Below are 21,030 nucleotides of genomic sequence, written 5' to 3'. Positions count from 1 at the left end.
TGAGGAAAATACGTTTATAAAAATGGAGGCGACTACAATGAATTACGAAAAACTACACTGGAACGAAGATCGTTATTATGTTGGCCTAAGCTATCCAGGTTCCCTTTCCCTTAACTCCTTAGAAGAAGTGGATCTACCGTCTTTCTGGACAACGTTCTCGGAGCAATTCATGAACCGTCACGTGAGTCACCTTGTCCCAAAGGAAGAAGCGATTGGCTATATGAAAGAAATCGAGCACGGAAGTTATGCATACACAGCAGCGTGTGAAGTCACAGCATTCGGTGAAACGAGTGGTTTTGAGAGAATCATCATCCCAAAAGGAACGTATTTATCATTTGAAATCAGCTTTCGTAATAAAGACCGTGACATTAAATCAGTCTATGATTACATACAAAAAGAAAGACCGTCGGGTATCGATCTTTCTTACTGCTTCGAATATTATCCAGAATCCTTTAACCATGAAGATGAAGAAACATCGCTTTATTTCATCGTTCCTCGTATTGAGAGATAGCTAGAGCTAGAAGATGTACGTGGCAAACCAGAACTTTTCCCTTTCACCTGCTTTAACGTCGCTACGATCAGAAAGCTGACGATCACTAAGAGAAGCCACGAGCTTACCTTTCCAAGGTGAACAAGACTCCAGGCATCTCTCTGGTTCGGGTATTCCCAGGCGCTAAAGAAAGTCGCGATGTTCTCTGCGATCCATATGAAAAATCCGATAAGCACAAATGAAAGCGCAATCGGCATACGGTATTGCTTTCCTCCAACCTCATACGTGACCCATGATTGAAAGAAGACGAAGATGACGAGCGCAGATAACCACCAGCGAACATCGATCCAATAATGATGAGTGAAGAAGTTTAGGTAGATTGCAGCCGCAAGTGGAACGACGAGCCACAAAGATGGCCATTTGACCAATTTTACGTTCAGCCTTCTCCACGCCTGACAGAGATAGCTCGCAACGCTCGCATACATAAATCCGCTGTACAACGGTACGCCAAAAACCTTTGAGTAACCCTCTGCCGGATATGACCAAGAACCCATGTGCACTTTAAAAAGCTCTAGTGCGAGACCGATGAGGTGAAACATCGTGATCACCTTCAATTCATCTCGCGTCTCAAGACCAGAACGAATCATCCACCACTGCATGACTAAACAGATTAAGAGTAGCCAGTCATATCTCGGCAATAGGGGGAGCGGAACGAACTTCGTAAGAGCTAAGGAAGCAAAGATAACGACCGGGAACAAGCAGGATAGCGCTTGCTCCCACCCGAACCTGACGAGCTGCTTAAGTGGCCCCATCACTTACCGCTCTCGTTTTTATATTCCAAAATATCGCCAGGCTGGCATTCCAATGCCTCACATATCGCTTCCAACGTTGAAAATCGAACCGCCTTCGCTTTTCCATTCTTCAAGATCGAAAGGTTCGCCATCGTGATACCCACCCTTTCCGAAAGTTCCGTCACACTCATTTTTCTTTTCGCTAACATCACGTCGATATTAATAATAATCGCCATGTTCTTCACCTCAAACCGTTAGATCATTTTCAGATTTGATTTCGATCGCACTCTTCAATAACTTCTGAAGAACAGCCGCAAATACTGCGATCACAAGAGAAGCAAAGATGATGACTAATCCGATCGCAATAACTCCTGGTGCATCATCCCTCTCACCTACTATATAAAAGAACGGCATAACGAGCATATACAACACACTGATGGTTGCTGCAGAAAACTTGATCGTTCGTAGCGATTTCACAGAAGAATCAGAAAATGCTTCTTCTTTATCGATAAAGCTTAACAGTTTTAGAGCTTGATACAATGCAACATAGAACGGAATGGCAGCAGCATACATTCCAATTAAAATGGGATAAAGAAATGTTTGACCCTCAGCTGCTTCAGACGCAATCGCTGGTAACGCAAAGATACACAGTGCAAGTACCGCTACCCCAATGACGACTACAACGATTCTTAAAAAATTCGTTGAACCTAGTTTCAATGTAAACACCTCGCTTGCTTGATAGGTTGAATATACCTCATTATTTATTGTTTTTCAATAAATAATTATTAATTATTGATATGTATTTATTGTTAATATATTCTCTTGAATCTAGATCACAAACGAGTACAAAAAAACTTACCCCATTTGGGATAAGCTCTTCATTCCTCACTTAAAGACATATTCCAGCCCTCTAGGAAACGTTTCACGCCACCATAGTACGTCATGTCCACCGTTAAACACGTCATACTTTACATCATAGCCATTTCGTTTGAGCGCTGAATACGTTTGGTTATTGGCTTCTTGTAACTCCGGAACTTCCAACCTACCTGCATTCATGTAGATCCGTACAGGATGTTGCTTTGACCCATTTTCCATGTGATGAACAGGCCAATCGACCCACTTCTTATGATTGAACGAACCCGATTGTGATAAAACCCCACCGAATAGATCCGGCCGTGACATTGCACTATAAAATGCGGCCAACCCTCCTAAGCTAGCTCCTCCTAAAACGATTTTGTTTTGATTCACTCTGAACGTATTGTGAATCCACGGTAAGAGTTCATCTGTTAAAAATTGAGTGAACACATCGTTTCCAACAAACTCCGTAAAACGGTCTGGGCTATCCACCCCGACCATAACCGTTGCAGAAATTTTTCCTTCATCATATAAATGATCGATCATAGCAGGTGCCGGGATGGCATCTGTATACTGAAAACCATCGAATAGAATCAACACGTTCTTAGGCGTGTCAGCTTCAATAGGATCATAGATCCATAGATTTCGTTCATTATGTAAGACGCTGCTCTCGAACACTTCCTTGTAGACGTTCCCCTTCTTCGTCACATTCATAGCGGCTAGCTCCTCATCTACTTCAACGTATGAGATTGCCGTAAGAGGGTCACCGGGTACTTCAGAATAATTCATCGTATTCGGGTTTAATGGGTCTAAGATCATGTGCTTGAATCTTTCTCCCCAATCATCTCCATAGTCGTCATTGATTGAGAAATAGTACGTGCTTGCGAATGCACGATCTATAAGAAAGGATTTTACCCAGATGTCGCTTTCTTCAAGCCTCGTCATGTCTCCTCCTTGTAACTCCCACCCTGGAAAACTACCTAAAACGTGAACGCTCGAAGTGTCTTCATTTCCAATATAAATAAAGTGAATTTCGATCCCATCATCTACGTGTTTCACAATCGGTGTCTCGAGTTGTTTCATGCTAGAAATCTCGTTATAACTAAAAGGGCTTCGTATTTCTTGTATATTCATACCTTTCCTCCCACGCTCAATAACCGCACTCGATTCGAGTGCGGTTCCTATTATCGTCGTTTATTTTCATCTTGCTTCAACCAATAGCGAAGGCCTTTGCCAGCAAGCGGCTCATCCATATGCCTCGGAATCACATGAAGGTGACTATGTGGAATGAATTGACCTGACACTTCACCAACATTCCAGCCGACTGTATAGCCATCAGGGGAAAAACGTTGGTCGAGGTAGGCTTTCGCTCGATTTAAGAGCGTATATGTATCGAGCCATTCCTCTTCAGTTAAATCAAAAGGGTCGCTCCTATGCTTTTTCGGAACGATTACACCTGAACCCTTCAACACTCGTTGCTCATTGTCGTGCTGAAGAAAATAACATGTTTCACTTTCAAACACGATCGTTTGGTTTACATCGCTGTATGGATTGCAAAATGGACAATCTTTTTTGTACATCAGCATCCCCCTCCACTTCTAAAAATTCGATAGGACATAATAAAAGTCCTCTAAAAATACCTTGATAGCCCTCTTATAGGTATCGTATACCATTCCGCTCCAATGTCTGCAATTATAAAAAAAGACCAGGGTCATCATAAGATTTCCCTGGCCTTTCTATTAGTTAAGCACTTTTTAACTCATTTTTCTTTTCGGAACGGTCGATCACTGAAGAACCGACAAGGTCTCCAGTAACGTTGAGTGCTGTTGCACCCATTCCAACAAGCGCATCGACAGCTGTTAATAATGCTACTGTTTCCATCGGTAATCCTACCTGAGAAAACACTGTAGCGATCATGATGATTCCTGCACCAGGAACACCTGCAGTACCGATCGATGCGAGCGTTCCGACGAGCACGATCGCAAGCATGTCCGAAAAGCTTAGCGGTGTGCCGACAACGTTAGCGGCGAAAACAGCGGATACCGCAATTCGAATCGCAGCTCCATCCATGTTGATCGTAGCACCTAACGGTAAGCTAAAACTATATAAGCTCTTTGAAAGGCCAAGTCCTCTTGCCGCATTTAACGTCACCGGTAGCGTGCCTGAACTACTCTGCGTAACAAAAGCCGTAATCATCGGCGTACGTGCGTTTTTGAAAAACTGACTCGGTTTTACTTTAAAGAACAACATCGCAATCACATAGATTCCAACCTGAACAGCAAGTGCAATGTACAACACGAGGATCATGTTTCCAAGTGAAAGAATCGTATCGATCCCTTGATTACCAATCGTCTTCGCGATGATTGCAAAGATTCCGATCGGAACGTATTGCAGCACGACGTTCATAATTTTGAACGTGGCTTCGTTCAGTCCGTTAACAACTTTGTAAAGATGCTCCCCAAGCTCAGCTGTTTCACTTGAACTTCTAAGAGCAGAAATCGCGATTCCGAAAACGAGCGCTGTAAAGATGATTCCAAGAAGGTTCATCTCACTAAACGCCGTCACGATATTCGTAGGAACGATGTTTAGTAAGACGCTCACCACGCCTGGATTTTCTGGCACTTCAACGCTTTCGTTCGGAGTGAGATTTAATCCTTCTCCAGGATTGAAGAGGCTCGCAACCGTGATTCCGACGATCATCGCTACCGCACTGGAAATCACATAAAAGCTGAACACCTTTCCGCCCTTACGCCCTAAATCTCCAAGTTTCGTTTGGTTTACCCCAACGATCAGTGTGAAGAGAACGAGCGGTATGATGAGAAACTTCAATAGATTAAGTAAGAGGTCTCCGAACGGCGCAAGCACAGCCGCATCTTCACCAAACACAAAACCTACGGCAATCCCTAATAGAAGTGCTATCGTAATTTTTAATATTAATGAGGCATCAAGATAGCCTCGAAATAGTTTCTTCATTCCCTTTCTCCCCTTGCTAACAAACTAGTATTAGTCCTATGAATTTACTAGGAAATAAAGATACCTTACATTCTATCGAAAGTCAACGGGTCTGCTTAAGCAGTAAGATGAACCTGTCGTAGCACGAGCGATCACCTCGGGCTAAACAGCATGACAGATACACCGACCAAACAGATTCCCGCTCCCAACCAATCATAAACATCAGGCGTCTTCTGATCGACACCCCATCCCCATAGCACTGAAAGAATGATGAACACGCCTCCGTATGCGGCATAAACACGACCAAAGGAAGGGAACGCCTGAAAGGTTGCAATCACGCCATACAACGCAAGTGTTATTCCACCAATCAAACCGTAATACGAAGGATAGCCATCCCGTAACCAAAGCCATATGAGATAGCCTCCACCTATTTCAGCTAGTCCTGCAAGAACAAACAATAATAAAGCACTGACCATACTATCACGTCCTTCTTCCAACATGCGCTTGATTATAAATCATTTCCATTGTTTTCTCAAAATATGAAACTATTCTCTGTCACCATCGTCTAAGATTAAATTACCGATACAGCTTTTAAGAAAGGAGCTGATAATTCTTGGAAAATGCGCACTCGATCGAAGACGCAACGCGTGAAGAAACGATCGTTCACCTTATGGATGAATACGGTGACATGGTCAAGAAGCTTGCTTTTACATATGTAAAAGATTTGAGCACAGCAGAAGACATCACTCAGGATGTGTTTATAAGCTGCTATCACCATCTCAATACGTTCGAAAAGCGATCGAGCTTCAAAACTTGGCTTTACCGCATTACGGTCAATCGTTCATTAGATACATTAAAAACACATGCTTTCAAAAAGTGGCTGCCCTACAGTAAAACCTACCACCCATCGAACGAGCTCACACCAGAAATTAAGCTGATTCAAAAAGACGATCAACATGCTGTTACGGAGTCGTTGCTACAAGTACCACATAAATACCGAGGCATCCTCTATCTGTATTATTATGAAGAATTAAGAATCAGAGAAATTAGCGAAATAACGAAACTGAACGAAAGCACAATCAAAACACGACTAAGGAGAGGAAAGCAAATTCTTAAATTAGAACTTGAAAGGAGAGGGTTACAACCATGAATCATGACCTAAAACAAAAACTTCATGAAGAAACGTATGAAACCATCTCATTTTCTAATGCAGGAAAACAGGCGGTCCTCCATCATATCTCATCTAAGAAGAAGAGAAACCCATTACAGTTCTTACTCTACACGGCTTCAACAGTGGTAGTATTAGCGGTCTTTGGAGCGATTATCTTAACAGGTGGGCTAGAAAAGACCGATCCATCAGCCGTTGATGAACCAAGTTCACTAGAACAACCTGTCTCTGTTAGCGAAGGGAATTCTACGAGCTCTTCTGAACTCGATAAAGAATGGACTGATGTGACCGACCCGAGCGACGTCGTCGAAACTCATCCTACAAGTGCAAAAGAGATGATCGCTTCCTATGCTGAAACGTTAAATGCCCCCGTCCCTGAGCAGCATGACGATGATCACATGTATTACAAAACCATAGGAGCAACAACAATTCGAGTCTCTCTTGTCGGCATAACCGTTCAAGGAGAAGCGATTGAAAAAGATTTTGAAAATCTAAAGAACCTCTCGATCCTTCTCAACAACGAAGAGCGCAAACGTTATGAACACTTAAACTTAGATGGAACAGTAGCTCCTACTCGATATCTTGATCAATGGAAGGAACCGAGTGAACGAATGGAAGTCGGCATGACGTATTTAATAGGGTTAGTGAATGACCTTAACATCACTATGAATGAAGCAGAAGGTTCACCATCAGGTTATTCATACATGCTCAATGGGGACAGCGTGTCTAAAGTTGAAGCACTGATCGCTGAAGAAGAACTCGTAGACTACTGGCGAGATGAATAAGTTCATAATTATATCTCAATATAAAAGGAAGCTGCCTCTTTAAGAGACAGCTTTTTTGTGTGCAAACCGTTTAAAGCAACTTAGATAGTTAGCTTAGAATCCTTTTAGCCTAAGACGAAAACTTAACAAGGATGCCAGTTTTATCATCTTGAGGCTTTAATCGAGGGTATCTATAACAAAGAGGATCATTGATTTCAAGATCAAGAACTTGCTCTTTCAATTCATTTAAACCATGTGCAAACGCCACCCTAGCGGTTTCCATCCATAACTGCATTCCAAGTAATTTATCATTATTACTATGTAACTTTAACCCGTCTGAGAGCAACAGTATACTTTTTACCCCTATCAGTGGAATCTGTCCAAACTCCAACCACTTCTCAATCTCTTCAGAACCATCAATTACTCCATAGCCGTTCTTAGTATTTAATCTGTTACGGTTTTCTTGAAGAAGCGGTAATATAGCATCTCTGCTATGCGTTAATATTTCTTTTATTTTAGCTGTATTTAATTCATAGGGTTTTGCACCAAGTTTTTTTAGCTGGAGTGAGACTTCTTTATGGAATTCTTGAATCGCAATTTGATCAAATTTATCAATGTGATCATGGTTCAAAGCTCGAATTTCGCCATTATTGTATTCTATAAATGCCATACAGTCTCCAGCAGCTACGAATTCTAACCTATTATTTCCGTGTAATTGTACTGCTGCTAGCCCACATGTACTTCTTTGATACTTAGGAATTGATGATAGTGCATCTCCCCCCTTATTTTCTACTTGAACATGCAATTCATTGTTAGCTTGCAGTATAAGTGAACGTAGATGGAGATCAAGGTTTGACTCAATTGTATGTTTCACTACATTTGCGGCAAGATCCCCCGGCAATCCCCCTAACCCTGTCGCACCATCTACCACTGCAAAAATATTTCTCTGCTCTTCCACGACGTAGGCATCTTCATTTTTAGCATTATTTCCAGGCACATAGGTAGTTTCAATAGTATCTATCATTCTATCACCTCTATTTTTGTAAGATATGTGTCAACATAGAACCCGCAATTAAAAAAAGTCCTATAGCTAAGATAAACCATTTTTGTTTATTCTTATTTGTATCACTCTGGAACATTAAGGAGAGACCTACGTATCCTATTAAAATTGCGCCAGTGAGAATAATAATGAGGAGTGCACTTTCTAAAAAGGAACGATTACTAATCATATTCAATGATCCTATCGTTAAACTAATGATTGCAACAAAAAAACCAAGAAATTGTATATTCTCAGACTTCATTTTATCCATAGAGACCTTTAATTTTTCCTTAGATTCCTTCAAGTCATGTCTTGTTTGTTCTAGTTGCTCCATTGTTCTCTTTGCTGATGCAACCGTCTGAATTCTAATCAAATGAGATTGGTAGTCATTTATACGCATCACATAGTCTTTTTTAGTGGAGTCCTCTAGGTCGATAGATTTAAGAATTGCTTTTTCTGCTTCTTTGAAATCTCCAAGCAGGGCATATAAACGCCCACGTGTACAATGAAACTTCGCATATCTACTGTCTTTCCTCATAATTATCTTCATCGTTTCTTTAGCTTCAGTCAATAAATCATCACTTAAGTTCATATCTATTTCATTTGCCGTAATGATGATTTCCACATAATTATGTAGCACCCCTACTTGTTCAGGGAGGTTTTCAACTGCTTCCATAGCATACTGAATAGCATACTCCATATCATCTGATGTATATCGTGCTTTGTGATAAAGTGCTTTAAAGTGAGGATATAAAAGCTCATGTTCAAAGTAACTACCAAAAGCATCGATCGTTTCTTTATATCGAGTATTGTTTTTCATCCTTCTTGAAAATGTACAAAGAAGAATGAAGGTTGAAAAATAAATAGGTATATCAGATGAAATATCTTCTTTTTTTAACCAATTGAATAAAAGATTAAAATCTTCATCCGAAAATTTATTAAAAGCATAATCAGCAATCGCTGTTTCGTAATTTCGATGAGTAGAATCTGGTAGTTTATCTGAAAAGGAAATAAACTCTTGAATTGTAGCATGAGTTGATTCCATAACTTTCCTCCTAGCTTATAATGTACAATTCTACCATACGATTAAGACAGATATATATAAGTAATTCTTTAAAAACATGTTAACTCAATTAATCATACAACCTTCCTATCACCTAATAAAAAAGGAAGCTGCCTCTTAATGAGACAGCTTCCTTTTCCGATTTTCATCATCCTTCTTTATGCTTCCCTCTTCCAAAATAAAAGATTCCAGAAAAGATTCCGAGTGCGGTCATGGCGAGCGCAAGGATCAGTCCTGCCCACGGTCCAACGCCTGCAATAAACGGAACCGAGAGCGCTGTGACGAGACCACCACCTAGGAACGGTTCATACACAAGCTGTTTATAACCGAACGCTTCAAACGCAGGTGATTCGTTATCAGGGTCAACGATTCGCATCAAGAGAAGACCTGTTGCTGTAACACCCATCGACTGACCAAAGTCTCCGATTCCTCGTTCAAACCAGTAATTCGGGATGATTTTAGGTGCGAGGAATAGGAATCCGAACAAGTTCCAAGAGATTCCGGCTACAGCTAGAATTAAGAATGGAACGAGATAGTCACCGATTACTTCGAGTGATACCGTTGCAATTGCTGAAATGATTAAGATGTCTAATGCCAGCCCTTGAATACGGTTGATCATACGACGATCGACGAGATTGTACTTATCATTTTTATTAAAGAAGATTTGTAGAATGATACCGCCAAACATTGCGATCGGGAACAGCGGGATATACGTCATGAAACTTGAGCCTGTCCACTGAGAGATCGTGATCGCTTCTAGTCCGATCAACCCTTGTAAAATCAACCAACCTATCAAAATGGCAACCATAATGATCGAGAGATGGAACGATAGCGGCTCAATCGACTCAGGTCGGAGCGTCATCTTTCCAGCTGGCTCTCGGTTTTGATATTCCATGATTCCACTTTTACGAAGGTCAGAGAAGCCATCAACATCTTTGATCACTTCTGTTTTATTATTTCTAACTGCCCAGTTGATCAGGATGATACCGAAGATCACACCTGACAACACACCGACTGTCGCAAGTCCAATCGCTAAGTCGAACGCTTCCGAGAAGCCTAGCTCTTCGAACGTACTCGCCATACCTGCTGCAGTACCGTGACCACCTTCAAAGGCGACCTCGATCAATGCACCAGCCATCGCTGGAATATCGAAGAACGGCGTAAGAATGAGTAAGACGACTAATAGACCGACTACATATTGTCCCCAGCCGATTGCCCAACCGAAGGCAAGCTGTGGTCCGCCGTACGTCCACACGTCTTTAAGCTTAGGCATCGTCGCTCCAAGGAATAACGATGCGAACACGACGTTGATCATAAGACCTGGCAGTGCTGCCCACACCTCGATGATCGTGTCTGTCATGATTCCATTCGCTAAGAAATGCCCTTCCGAGACGAAAGGAGCGACTAGCTTACCAAGAACCTGAGGACCTAGGAGCAATGCGATAAAGCCCCCTATTATGGATGCAGGTAAAAAAAGATCTTGCAAAATTTTCACTTTCACACGTATGAGTTTTCCGATAAGAAGAAAGACACCTATATATAATAGCGCAAACCCTATTTGATCCGGACTCAAAATGAACCACCTCGTTACATCAAATTTCCAGCTGCTTCGAATCACATCATAACAACCTTTACTTTTCGTTCCCTCGTAAAAAAAGGTGTTAAACGTGTTTTCGAAAAAAAAGACTTTTCAATTTTTTCAATTGAAAAGTCTACTCTAGAAATGTGATAGGTGAAGCGCTAGTTCTTTAATCCTGTCATCTGTTTTCGCTTCGATTTCATCTCTTTCAAGATTATTGGAGTAGAGGGTATCTCCTTTAATAATATGGTCAGATAAGTTAAGAAGGCTGATCGCCTTTCTGCCGTATTTCTTTGCGACAGCAAACGTCGTCGCCGTCTCCATATCGACTCCAATATACCCGTCATCCGCCCAGGAAGCGACGAGTTCGCTCGTTTCAGCATGGATTGCACCCGTTGTGAAAATGTGTCCTGTTACATAAGAATAATTTCTTTCCTCACAAAACCTGATCGCTTCTTGAACAAGTGCTTCGTCTGCTTCAACGGTTTTCCTCTCAGGTAAGTACCAGTGTGATACCCCATCTTCCATCGCTGCCGACGTCGCTATAAAGATATCACCATACTGCACATCATGAGACAATCCACCAAAATAGCCCGTTTGAATGAACGTCTCAGTTCCTAGCACGGAGAACCGATGCGCAACTGATGCTGCGATCGGGCCTCCAAACACATTTGCAAATCCAATCCTTCTGTCGCCGTATGTCCCTACGATTGCATTCCAATCCGGGAACCATTGATCGTGATGAAGAAGCTCCTTCCAACTCGCTAAATTCCATTCATGTTCCCATTCTCCGTGTAAGATAAAAGCGTCAGGAACATCCTCAGCCTTTATTTTCATCGCGTTCAACCAGTCTTCTTTTTCAAAATCTCCATAAAGCTTCATTTGATCCCCCTAACTATGAGAGCGTTTCTAATAAACGTTCGAGTTCATTCACCATATCTGGAACCCAGTCCTTCGCTTCTGGAATGGCGTCCACACCAAAATCGATCAGCCATCTAAGCATATAGATCGTCCAGCAGATGCCGCCCATCGTAATCTGCCAATCTAGATCAACAGCTAATTCCTCAGGTACATCTTGTCGATACGCTTCGATCACTTCTTTTTGATTTACCCCATACTCTTCTGCAGATGCAATCAAGCAGTATAGATCTCCAAGATGTGGACTAAGATTGGCATTGGCCCAGTCGATGATCTTAAGCGTTTTATTAATACCTACCATATTTTTTGGATAGTAATCATTATGAGTAATGGTAACTGGAAACCGTTTATACAATTGTTCCAAATGCTGAGGTAGAATCTCTAACGCTCGTTGAAGAATAACGTCCTGGTTGATTTCTAACACCTCATGCTGCTTTTTCAAATGAACAAGATCGTTGATCAACTTATCTTTTTTTAAATAAAACACATCTTTGATGCCAGTGCCCTTATTCGCTAGCCTCGATCGAACTTCAGTCCTCATCGCTGCTAATTTTCTGGCTGCTTCGATAAAATAACGTCCATCCGGATTTTCTTCGACACTTTTCCCTTTTACATCTTCCATCAGTAAAATGCCAACTGAGCCTTCTGAAATCGCATTATAAATAATTGGTGAATCAACTTTAAGGGGACGAAGCAGATGTTCATAAACGGCTGCCTCGCGGGAATTCTCTCCCATTCCTTTTTTTGCAATCATCGTGTTTCCACCTGGCATCGTGACTCTCCAAACTTCTGAAAGTGACCATTGTCGTAGAGACTTCCATACGACAGCATTCTTTAAAGCAGGAACAAGATGAATATACTCCGTCCAAGCTTGTGGCGTGTTCATCGCTTCACCCCTTTTTTTGGTGGTTAATATAAGAGGAAAGATGAAGCTCTAGCACCTTCATCAAGTTTCCTCAGCGTCTTAACCAATATATGTCATCGCTTCTTTCAACATCTCTTCAAATCTCTCAGGATATTCGTGATCAAGACCTGATATGATTTTTAACTTGTGCTGGATATTCCGCTTCACTAAAAGCTCTCCAAATCTGTTTGCACTTTCAATACAGTCTTCATCTTGGTCTCCACAAATGATGTAGCCTTTTACATCTGTACCAATGTTGTCGAGCAACTCATCCCACTCTTCTACTTCTGGTAGCCACGGAGCAACAAAGATAAACCCTTTAACAGGTAAGTTTTTTGTCACCATGGCGTGAAGCGCTACTCGACATCCAGCTGAAAAGCCGCCAATCGTGATCTCATTAAATTGATCGACCAATCGCTCCGTATGATTGACGACTTCATCTGAGCCTTTTTCAAGATCTTCCCATTCGTATGCATCCGTAAACTGAATTTGTGACGACTGTGGAAGAGCGAGAGTCGTCCCCTCTGTAACGACCGAACGCCAATATTCTTTCGTTAAAGCAGCATTTTCCTGATCACCGTGTAACGCGATGAGTAGCGGTTTTTCTGCTCCATCTTCACCGATGAGCGTTAACTCGGGTTTAGCCGTTGCTTTCGCTTCTTCTTCCCTTTTCTTACAAATCTCCGCGAGTTCCTGGAACTCGCTTGTATCTTTAATGGAGTCCAAATCTTCATCTGCCATGAGATAATCATAGGAATACCAATACCCATGGTCGATGACGGCTTCTCTCATCAATGTTAATGCTTCATCTTTTAGGTCAGAAGCTGCAGCGAGCGCATATTGAAAATTATAGATCTGCGTTCGATTCCCTTCGACTTCATCAGCATGCTTTTGAATATAGCGGAAAGCTTCTAAGCTTCCATCTTTTTCATATGTTTCGATCGTCTTGTTCAGTAATTGTGTATATGTCATGTCTCTCATCTCCCAATGTTTCACTCGCCACCGCTAGGAGCGTATGACTGATCTCGTACCACGACTGTTTCGGGAACGAATTTAATGAGAATGTTGCTGTCTCCCAATCCTTGAAAGTTTGGGGACCACTCTGCTTCCTCTGGACCAAGATACCTTCTGAGCAGGCGATAGGCGATCCCTTTATCAAACGGGACGACCGATGCCTCACCTCTAAACCCTGCATGAAGAACTTCACCAGTGCTGCGATCAAAATCCACGATGCCGATCGCACACTTCGGATACTTCTCAATTCTTGCTGGAAACGTATCAGAAGGTGGTGTACCAATAATCCAAATACACTCATCTTCCCAGTAAAACCAAACAGGAGACTCCCTCGGTCCCTCATCTGCCATCGTCGATAGATGTGCAAAAAGAGGTTTTTTCATAAATTCGTCCAAGTCGAAACTTCGCTTTCCTCTCAGTACTTTCATTATGTATCACCCTTCATTTAAAAGTATGGAAGGCAATCTGTAAATGCCTAAATTTATGTTGTAAGTCGGACTATATCCGCAAGTTCATTTGAATTTTTGCGGAATATTGGTTATATCAGCGAAATACCTTTAGTCACACCTTCCCCACATCACACCAAATATTTAACAGCACAGCAAACGCATATTCTTTCCAACATTGAAAAAGCTAACAGATGTGCAGATGAAAAGGGGCAATGGACTATGTACATATTAGGAGCATTATGTTGGATCATTGCCGCTAGACTTTTTGGAGACTGGCGGCATTGGGAGAAATACCATCACACCATCCTTTATTTTATAGCATGTGATCTCCTCTATAACTTCCTTACTTATAAATACCCGCTATGGGAGTATACGGAAAGCAATTTTTTACCGAACCATACTACGATCAATTTGATCATTATGTTTATCGTCTATCCTTGTACCGTTTTAATATATATTCCTTACATGGATCGGATCAAAAGCACTTCTGGTAAAATTCTCTTTCTTACATCATGGGTCGTGTTATACGGTTTCTTCGAATGGCTTTTCACAGCGATCAACCTATTTCACTACCACCACGGATGGACATTATTCAGCTCAATCGTCTTTAACTTCATCATGTTTACGATGATCTATTTACAATATAAACGCCCTCTGATCGCTTATGTGATATCGGTACCAATCATAATCATTCTGCTCATTCTGTACGATGTTCCCGTAAGCAATTGGAGATAGTTAAGGAGGATGACCGTGGCACTTGCGATCGCAATGACCATTTCCATATTCCTGATTCAGCTAACGATCTTCCATAGAAAAATGCGTAGCTTTCTCGAAAACTCCATCGTGTTCTTCGGTGTTTCCATCTTTATCATGAATTACTTAACGATTATTACATGGAACATGAAATTCATCTCCACATCAGATGACAACACGCTATTTCTATCTTTCTTACTGCATCGGAACCTCATCACACCGTTAATCATTATACTTTTTATCAATACAGTTAGAATGGTAACGAGTCGAAAAGCAAAGTTTGGCCTTTTTGCTTGTACCTTGCTGATCTTGCATACCTTTAACGTAGGGTCCGTCTTTTTTAAAGTTGAGGTATACAACGAATGGAACTTCTTTTTTGCGATCATGATGGACTGTATCCTTCTACTCATCGGCCTTGCTATGCTCAAGATCGTTATGATGCTCGGAAGGAGAGAGCACTATGAAGGTTTATGAACGAGCTTTTGACTTAAATGAGTGGTTCGTTATTCTTAGCGTACTCGTTCTGTTTTCATTACTTTTTTACCTGCCAAAAATATTCTCTACATTAGAGACGATCGGATATAGTTTGTTCGGCTTATTCCTAGGAATGTTTAGTGACCAAACCCTAAGCATTAGCGCATGGGACTTTTATGATGTGAACGATACCGCAGCTTATCAGGGAATCGATTTCTTAAGCTATGTGATGTACTGTCCTTATAGCTATTTCTTTGTTTACATTTATGTAAAACTAAACATTAAAGGCTTTTATTCGATCCTCTACATCATCATCTGGACGGTCGTGTCGATGGTGATGGAGTGGATCGGGACGAAAATTGGCCTCTATCATTTTGACAAGGGCTACTCGATGTACTGGTCTGTCCCGATCTATATACTGTTTCAATCGATGCTGCTGATGTATTATCACTTAGTAAAATCAAACTAGCGATACGCACTGATCCCGCTCTCAAACGCCTCAACATCATTGTGCTCGATACCATGAAGAGCTTCCTGCAATGCGAACGTTTCCTTATAAAAAGTAACGCGTTCTAGAAAGTCCTCTCCTTCAGGATAAAACGCAAGACACTTCTTTACGAACTCATCTCCATAGCTCGCTAAAAGCCCTGCAAAATCATAAGCTGGATCTCCAATCTCCGTTTCACCAAAGTCAATGATTCCAGTTATCTCACGTTTCTCAGAATCCCACAAAATATTTGAAGCGCCAAAATCTCCGTGAATTCGCTTCTTGTGTAAACGTGTCTCTTTCACTTTTTCTAGAAAGGTTTCAAAAAGGGTGGAAACATCTTTTCTCGCTTCTTCCCTCATATGTTGAAATAACAGATTCTGTATCCTTACATATAGACTCTCTATCTCATGTTGAATCGCTCCATTGCTTTGTTCGATTGGAATCGAATGAAGCGTTGATAGAAATGAACCGAGCTGATTCGCAATTCCCTCTTTATCTTCTGCAGTGATTTTCTGAAATTCTTCTTTCCAAAATGATTCCCCTTCTATCAACTCGTACCCCACGAAAACTTTCCCAACCTCTTGCGTCTGCAACGACTGATACGTAGGGAATGGAACGGGTAGCGGCACATGTTTTCTAACTTCTTCAAGGACCGCCGTTTCATTTTTTAACGCTAGAACCCCTTCATCATACTTCGGAAACCTAAAGACAAGATTCTCGTTCACAATGACCACATCATTGTTTTGACCGATCGTGTTTTGTTCGATCTTCGTTATCGTTAATTCTGGATATACCGCATTAATTTCACGCTTATAGTTAGATGTCATACCCTTTCTCCTATTCTTCACTAAGTAGTAAGATCATACCTATTCTCAGCACAAAGGTTTACGAACAGTCCTGCTCGGTTATATATCCTGTGTGGCTAACATTACCAAATCACAACAGCACATCGAAAAACACTCTCATGTTTTTATCACTTCCATACGTGGAAAAAGAAACATGAAGACAAGTTGAAGGAGAGGATTATAATGAGTAAAGATCCAAAAAGTGCAGCAGCAGAAATGAATCAAGACAAGAAAGATGATATTCTAGAGAACTTCCAGCAGTTCAAAGACTATCTTGGTGACCAAGTTCAAAAAGGTGAAAAACTTGGTCTTGGTGAAGAAGGCTTATCCAAAGGTGCTAAGCGTGTCGGTGACTACTTAGCAAAGCATGAAGAGCCGCGAAACCGTGAGCAGAAAGTATTGAACGAGCTATGGAACGTAGCGAATGAAGAAGAACGTAAGCACATCGCTCATGTTCTCGTTAAGCTTACTGATGAAACAAACAAGTAAGTTGATTTCTTAACGATTAGCACGTTATTGTGTGAAATAGAGTGTTACCATTTAAGGATGGTTCAACGAGTCCTGGCTCTCACTGGAGATGTGAGTCAGGACTTTTTTATGCTCGCCATAAGTCTTTTGCTTGAGATTTAGATAAGCCGAGCACATTCGTGAAATAACCATGGAGCGGTGTTGATTGATCCCACATTCTATAACATTCGATCAGACTCGAAATGCGATTATCAAAATGGTCTTCCACTAACGCCTTCACAACTTTTTTGCTTCGCCAGTAGTCATAAAAAGCCCCTGCGTATCCATTTTTCTCACCATTTCGATAGCCCGCTTTTCCAAACTCACTCAAACAATACTCACCGAACTCATCTTTGTAGCTCTCGATCAACATTTCCTCAACTTCTGAAGTTTCCTGAAACGTTTCTTCAGAGAACATGAGCTTACTTGGGATATATTCACAAAGCCCCTCTTCAAACCACATATTCACGTCGTCACCCTCAAAATCATCGTGAAAGAAATCCGCGTGATGGGTCAATTCATGGGCAGCAATGGCTGCTACATCAAGATGATTAGTCGAAGAGTAGTACGCTTCGGCCTGCTTCATCCCATCTTTGACCGTTGATAAAAAGAGTTTCTTCCAAACCGCCGGATCAGGACTGAGATGGATGAGGTCTCTAGATGTATAAGCGGGTATAGGGATATCAGAATATAGTTCTGTCGCTGACTTCAAATCGTGAAAGACGATTCCACGCGGTGCCTCGAACGACGTAATGTTTTTAAGTGCTTCTGAAAACCTCTTCAACACCTCGATCACTTGTAAGCCTTGTGCCTCTATCGTTTCTGCCTTTGAGGTGTCGGTGACAGATATCGCATATTGCATGTCGTTTTCTCCTAACGCAGTGTTTTTCTAATTTTGGAAATAATAGTATAACCGTAACACAAGAGGTGCGAACAAAAAAAGACACATCTCAAAAATCCTCAGATGTGTAGATGGTGCTATGTGCAATTTAATCCACGAAGCGCATGCTGAACACTCGCCACTGTCTTTAAGTTGCCAATTTCCAGCCCTGTATCGACCGCTTTATATACAAGTTCTGGGCGAAAGCCTGTATATGTGATAGAAACACCGAGAAGTTCGATCACATCGTTCATTTTAAATAAAAACTCTGCGACCCGTTCGTTAATCGTATAAACACCAGATACATCGATGATCAGATGATCTACCTTTTTTTGGTGTACTTTAGTTGGGATATGATCTAAAACGTGGGCGATTCGCTCTTCATCGATCGAACCGATAAGTGGGAGCACTGCGATGCCATCGAACACCGGAACGATTGGCATGCCGATTTCGTTGTATACTTTTTTATATTTTCGCTCAGCCTCTTTTCGTGTCGTGATGTTTCGGATGATCGTTTGAATTGCTGGTACATCCCCATATACGACCGAATGACAGTATAACTCCACCTCGACAATCGTTCTGTCCTGCTTGAAGATTTCAGCTTCGATGGTTTCACTGATCTGCCTATCATTGGTCAATTTACGTATCTGGTCCTTTACAAACCCTCTTTGATCTGACTTAAAGAAGTCCACGATATCCTGACCGATGATCGAATCTCTCGTGCCGTTGAGTAGGTCTATTCCTGACTGATTAATATAAAGTATTTCGTGGTTTGAATGAATCACAGTCGCTTCGTTCGAGTACTCCAAGATTTGATTATAAACGAGTTCTTTTTGGACACCTGTTATGTTCCGAATAGCAGAATGTTGTTCCATCATACCTCCTCCTTCTACAAGATCTCACAAACGGCTACGGCTAAGAAGGTATCTAAATTGATTCATACAAGCAGACCGGTAACATACCTCATTAACAACTCATTCGTCTTTGCTCGTCAAAATCCTTTATTCTACAAAAATCTCGCACTTTTTCACAAAAATTCGTTGCACGAAGAGTGATAATCAGTCGAGTGTTTGACTAACTTTTCCCTTTCCATTGCGTGCAGTTACTTTTGCACGAGCACCGTTTATCAATGTGAACTGTGGAGGGACATGACCACAGTCGATATCATAAACCACAGGCACTCCAATCTCTTCCGCAAGCTGTTCATACACATCTTCAATCACATACCCATTCACTGGTTGATTCGCTGCACTCCTCCCAAACAAAATACCTGAACAATGATCGAACCACCCTGCTAGTTTCATTTGGACTAGCGATCGTCTTACACTCGTTGTATTCATATCACAGTTCTCGAAATACCAGAGGATTGGCTCATCTGAAAGATACGTGTTTCTAAATGACGCCACATCGCCATATGGCGTGCCTACGAGATGTGTGAGGATGTCGAGGCATCCTCCAAGCAAACGACCTTCTATCGAAACATCGTCTGCCGTCGATTTCCATTCAGTCATTTCAGTCAAATGAAAGACACAAGGAGATGGATTTTCGTGGTCCCATTCCTTCTGGTAAGCTTCAGAAGAATGTTGAACGACCGTTTCACCTTTTCTCGTTTTCAAAACGGATTCCCACATCGCAGTCGTCGCGTCTTGATAGTCACCTCTCAAATCGATCAAGTTTGTTCCATGAGCTGTCGCAATACCTGTTTTCAACGTGACGGAAAACAACAGCGCACTAACATCTGAGTAGCCGAGAATCCACTTCGGTTTTATGTTTTCAAATTCGATGTGCTCAAGGATTTCGATCAATAGCTCTCCACCCCACGGTGGCACGATGAGGTCGATCTCCTCTTTCAGCATCAGTCTATTGAACTCATCCGCTCGCACCTTCGCACTCGCTGACTTTGCCTTTTCCTGCGTCCAAGCTGTCTCTCCACAGGAAACGCGATACCCTTTCGCTTCTACTTTTTCAATAGCTTCACGAAGAACCGTGTGCAAGCTTTCTGGTACTCCTGAAGATGGAGCGGTCACTCCAATCTTTCCGCTATTTTTTAACGTTGGATAATGAATCATGATGCATCTTCCTCACTAAATGGTTTTGTGCATTCAATCATCTTCTATAAACAGCGCTCGTTTCCTTCCGCTACATAAAAAGAGTGTGGACGCATCCACACTCTAAGCAATTACTTTTCTTCAATCATCGTTAAATATTCCTTCACGACTTCATAAACATATTCCTGATTTGCTTCTGCGGTTTCAGGATTATATGCACCATCGTTTACTTTGTTGTTGGAAAGTACGCGAATGCCAAGGAAAGGAACATCATACGCTTTTGCAATTTGTGCGCCAGCGGCACCTTCCATTTCTTCTACTGAGGATCCGAAGTTCTCATGAAACCAATTGATACGATCCACTTCATTGTTCCAAACATCTGCTGAACCGATCGTTCCATCGACGATCTTTCCTTTTGTGTAGGTATCTTTTACCGCATGAGCAGCCTCTAGTAACGTTTTGTCACCTTCGAAATAACGGATGTTTTCTGCATCAGGATCTTCTCCCGCACTTCCTTCTGATGCCATCAAGTCCATTGGGATCCACTCTTTCGGTGAGATGCCTTCTCCTTCTTCTTTGTTCGGTGTTTTCAATGAACCGAGATTAACAGTTCGTTCACCAAGAACGATATCGAAGACGTGGAGATCTGGATCATGCCCACCCGAAGTACCTTGGTTGATAATAGCGATCGGGTCATACTTTTCGATCGCTACAGCCGTTGCAGCCGCCGTATTCTCCATTCCTTTACCTGTCTTCGTGACGATTACAGGGTAACCGTCCAATGTTCCTTTATAAAACACAAATGAACCAGACTTTTCTTCTTTCACATCACTTAGCTTACTAGCAAATTTCTCTGCTTCGATCGGCATAGGGCCCTGAACGATGAGAGGCTGCTTTTCATTTTCCTTAGCTTCCGCCTCACTTTTCGTGGAAGAACTGCATCCTGCCATTACAGAAAGTACTAGTAAAGAAACCATTGCGATCGCCATGTATCTTGCTGCTATTCTACGTTTCAATTGAAAACTCCCCTTTGTTGTATGAATGGTG

26 protein-coding genes are annotated in these 21,030 nt (G+C 41.7%); 7 read left to right on the top strand and 19 right to left on the bottom strand.

The genetic code is table 11. The features are described from left to right. The first annotated feature begins 37 nt into the window (after positions 1-37). Positions 38-511, top strand: a complete 474-nt coding sequence (locus ACXAHI_RS13500) for a GyrI-like domain-containing protein (RefSeq protein WP_474848629.1) — start codon at positions 38-40, stop codon at positions 509-511. Here ACXAHI_RS13500 and ACXAHI_RS13495 read toward each other — a convergent pair. The 7 genes from ACXAHI_RS13495 to ACXAHI_RS13465 form a co-directional block, all read right to left on the bottom strand. Then, complete coding sequence (locus tag ACXAHI_RS13495) at positions 481-1,302, bottom strand: DUF817 domain-containing protein (RefSeq protein WP_474849883.1); 822 nt, start codon at positions 1,300-1,302, stop codon at positions 481-483. The two genes, ACXAHI_RS13500 and ACXAHI_RS13495, sit on opposite strands and share 31 nt — an antisense overlap. Next, a complete protein-coding gene (locus tag ACXAHI_RS13490) occupies positions 1,302-1,526 on the bottom strand; it encodes a helix-turn-helix domain-containing protein (RefSeq protein WP_474813571.1) in 225 nt (74 codons plus the stop codon). Before ACXAHI_RS13490 ends, ACXAHI_RS13495 begins: the two co-directional genes overlap by 1 nt. 1 nt (position 1,527) lies before the next feature. Then, entirely contained in the window at positions 1,528-1,998 is a 471-nt protein-coding gene (locus ACXAHI_RS13485; protein ID WP_474813572.1) for a DUF2975 domain-containing protein, read from the bottom strand. Positions 1,999-2,166: 168 nt separating this feature from the next. Continuing rightward, on the bottom strand, positions 2,167-3,270 hold the full coding sequence (locus ACXAHI_RS13480; RefSeq protein ID WP_474848627.1) for an alpha/beta hydrolase-fold protein: 1,104 nt from the start codon (positions 3,268-3,270) through the stop codon (positions 2,167-2,169). A gap of 50 nt (positions 3,271-3,320) precedes the next feature. Continuing rightward, entirely contained in the window at positions 3,321-3,716 is a 396-nt protein-coding gene (locus tag ACXAHI_RS13475; RefSeq protein ID WP_474848625.1) for an HIT family protein, read from the bottom strand. A 163-nt stretch (positions 3,717-3,879) separates the two neighbouring features. Beyond that, positions 3,880-5,109 (bottom strand): dicarboxylate/amino acid:cation symporter, encoded by a 1,230-nt coding sequence (locus tag ACXAHI_RS13470; protein WP_474848623.1) that lies wholly within the window; start codon positions 5,107-5,109, stop codon positions 3,880-3,882. Between the two features lie 131 nt (positions 5,110-5,240). Beyond that, positions 5,241-5,564, bottom strand: coding sequence for a YnfA family protein (locus ACXAHI_RS13465; protein ID WP_474848621.1), 324 nt, complete (start codon positions 5,562-5,564; stop codon positions 5,241-5,243). 137 nt (positions 5,565-5,701) lie between these two features. Here ACXAHI_RS13465 and ACXAHI_RS13460 point away from each other — a divergent pair, with 137 nt between their 5' ends. Next, complete coding sequence (locus tag ACXAHI_RS13460) at positions 5,702-6,238, top strand: sigma-70 family RNA polymerase sigma factor (RefSeq protein ID WP_270180888.1); 537 nt, start codon at positions 5,702-5,704, stop codon at positions 6,236-6,238. After that, the gene (locus tag ACXAHI_RS13455) at positions 6,235-7,041 is read left to right on the top strand and encodes a hypothetical protein (protein WP_474848619.1); all 807 of its coding nucleotides are present in this window, start codon (positions 6,235-6,237) and stop codon (positions 7,039-7,041) included. Before ACXAHI_RS13460 ends, ACXAHI_RS13455 begins: the two co-directional genes overlap by 4 nt. Before the next feature lie 109 nt (positions 7,042-7,150). Here ACXAHI_RS13455 and ACXAHI_RS13450 read toward each other — a convergent pair whose 3' ends face one another. The 7 genes from ACXAHI_RS13450 to ACXAHI_RS13420 all read right to left on the bottom strand — a co-directional run bounded on the left by ACXAHI_RS13450 (position 7,151) and on the right by ACXAHI_RS13420 (position 13,965). Then, positions 7,151-8,044 (bottom strand): hypothetical protein, encoded by an 894-nt coding sequence (locus ACXAHI_RS13450; protein WP_474848617.1) that lies wholly within the window; start codon positions 8,042-8,044, stop codon positions 7,151-7,153. Positions 8,045-8,054: 10 nt separating this feature from the next. Continuing rightward, complete coding sequence (locus ACXAHI_RS13445) at positions 8,055-9,104, bottom strand: tetratricopeptide repeat protein (RefSeq protein WP_474848615.1); 1,050 nt, start codon at positions 9,102-9,104, stop codon at positions 8,055-8,057. Positions 9,105-9,270: 166 nt separating this feature from the next. Further along, entirely contained in the window at positions 9,271-10,695 is a 1,425-nt protein-coding gene (locus tag ACXAHI_RS13440; RefSeq protein ID WP_474848613.1) for a sodium/glutamate symporter, read from the bottom strand. Positions 10,696-10,839: 144 nt separating this feature from the next. Then, positions 10,840-11,583 (bottom strand): nucleoside phosphorylase, encoded by a 744-nt coding sequence (locus ACXAHI_RS13435; protein WP_474848611.1) that lies wholly within the window; start codon positions 11,581-11,583, stop codon positions 10,840-10,842. A gap of 13 nt (positions 11,584-11,596) precedes the next feature. Next, on the bottom strand, positions 11,597-12,505 hold the full coding sequence (locus ACXAHI_RS13430; protein ID WP_474848609.1) for a phosphotransferase: 909 nt from the start codon (positions 12,503-12,505) through the stop codon (positions 11,597-11,599). A gap of 78 nt (positions 12,506-12,583) precedes the next feature. After that, on the bottom strand, positions 12,584-13,504 hold the full coding sequence (locus tag ACXAHI_RS13425) for an alpha/beta hydrolase (RefSeq protein ID WP_474849881.1): 921 nt from the start codon (positions 13,502-13,504) through the stop codon (positions 12,584-12,586). A gap of 11 nt (positions 13,505-13,515) precedes the next feature. Then, positions 13,516-13,965 (bottom strand): pyridoxamine 5'-phosphate oxidase family protein, encoded by a 450-nt coding sequence (locus tag ACXAHI_RS13420; RefSeq protein WP_474848607.1) that lies wholly within the window; start codon positions 13,963-13,965, stop codon positions 13,516-13,518. Positions 13,966-14,205: 240 nt separating this feature from the next. On the opposite strand from ACXAHI_RS13420, the gene ACXAHI_RS13415 reads away from it, so the two are divergent. From ACXAHI_RS13415 to ACXAHI_RS13405, 3 genes are read left to right on the top strand one after another with little or no spacing between them, the layout of a single operon-like run. After that, positions 14,206-14,721 (top strand): CBO0543 family protein, encoded by a 516-nt coding sequence (locus ACXAHI_RS13415; protein WP_474848605.1) that lies wholly within the window; start codon positions 14,206-14,208, stop codon positions 14,719-14,721. Positions 14,722-14,736: 15 nt separating this feature from the next. Continuing rightward, positions 14,737-15,213: a hypothetical protein gene (locus ACXAHI_RS13410; RefSeq protein WP_474848603.1), complete on the top strand. Its 477-nt coding sequence runs from the start codon at positions 14,737-14,739 to the stop codon at positions 15,211-15,213. Next, entirely contained in the window at positions 15,200-15,682 is a 483-nt protein-coding gene (locus ACXAHI_RS13405) for a hypothetical protein (RefSeq protein ID WP_474848601.1), read from the top strand. The genes ACXAHI_RS13410 and ACXAHI_RS13405 overlap by 14 nt, the downstream gene beginning before the upstream one ends. Here the strand turns inward: ACXAHI_RS13405 and ACXAHI_RS13400 are convergent. After that, a complete protein-coding gene (locus ACXAHI_RS13400) occupies positions 15,679-16,530 on the bottom strand; it encodes a phosphotransferase family protein (protein WP_474848599.1) in 852 nt (283 codons plus the stop codon). The genes ACXAHI_RS13405 and ACXAHI_RS13400 overlap by 4 nt on opposite strands. A 201-nt stretch (positions 16,531-16,731) precedes the next feature. Here ACXAHI_RS13400 and ACXAHI_RS13395 point away from each other — a divergent pair, with 201 nt between their 5' ends. Then, positions 16,732-17,037: a DUF3243 family protein gene (locus ACXAHI_RS13395; RefSeq protein ID WP_474832568.1), complete on the top strand. Its 306-nt coding sequence runs from the start codon at positions 16,732-16,734 to the stop codon at positions 17,035-17,037. A 106-nt stretch (positions 17,038-17,143) separates the two neighbouring features. Here the strand turns inward: ACXAHI_RS13395 and ACXAHI_RS13390 are convergent, their stop codons facing one another. The 4 genes from ACXAHI_RS13390 to ACXAHI_RS13375 all read right to left on the bottom strand — a co-directional run bounded on the left by ACXAHI_RS13390 (position 17,144) and on the right by ACXAHI_RS13375 (position 20,972). Then, positions 17,144-17,917, bottom strand: coding sequence for a hypothetical protein (locus ACXAHI_RS13390; protein ID WP_474848597.1), 774 nt, complete (start codon positions 17,915-17,917; stop codon positions 17,144-17,146). 116 nt (positions 17,918-18,033) lie between these two features. After that, positions 18,034-18,810 carry a PAS domain S-box protein gene (locus tag ACXAHI_RS13385; RefSeq protein ID WP_474848595.1) on the bottom strand — a complete coding sequence of 259 codons (777 nt, stop codon included), beginning with the start codon at positions 18,808-18,810 and terminating at the stop codon, positions 18,034-18,036. Positions 18,811-18,993: 183 nt separating this feature from the next. Further along, positions 18,994-20,004 (bottom strand): S66 family peptidase, encoded by a 1,011-nt coding sequence (locus tag ACXAHI_RS13380; RefSeq protein ID WP_474848593.1) that lies wholly within the window; start codon positions 20,002-20,004, stop codon positions 18,994-18,996. Between the two features lie 110 nt (positions 20,005-20,114). Further along, positions 20,115-20,972, bottom strand: coding sequence for a 5'-methylthioadenosine/S-adenosylhomocysteine nucleosidase (locus tag ACXAHI_RS13375; protein WP_474849879.1), 858 nt, complete (start codon positions 20,970-20,972; stop codon positions 20,115-20,117). Positions 20,973-21,030 lie beyond the last annotated feature (58 nt).

It is taken from the genome of Anaerobacillus sp. ABD4_527 (assembly GCF_056160805.1).
This window is presented reverse-complemented; position numbering and strand designations above follow the sequence as displayed.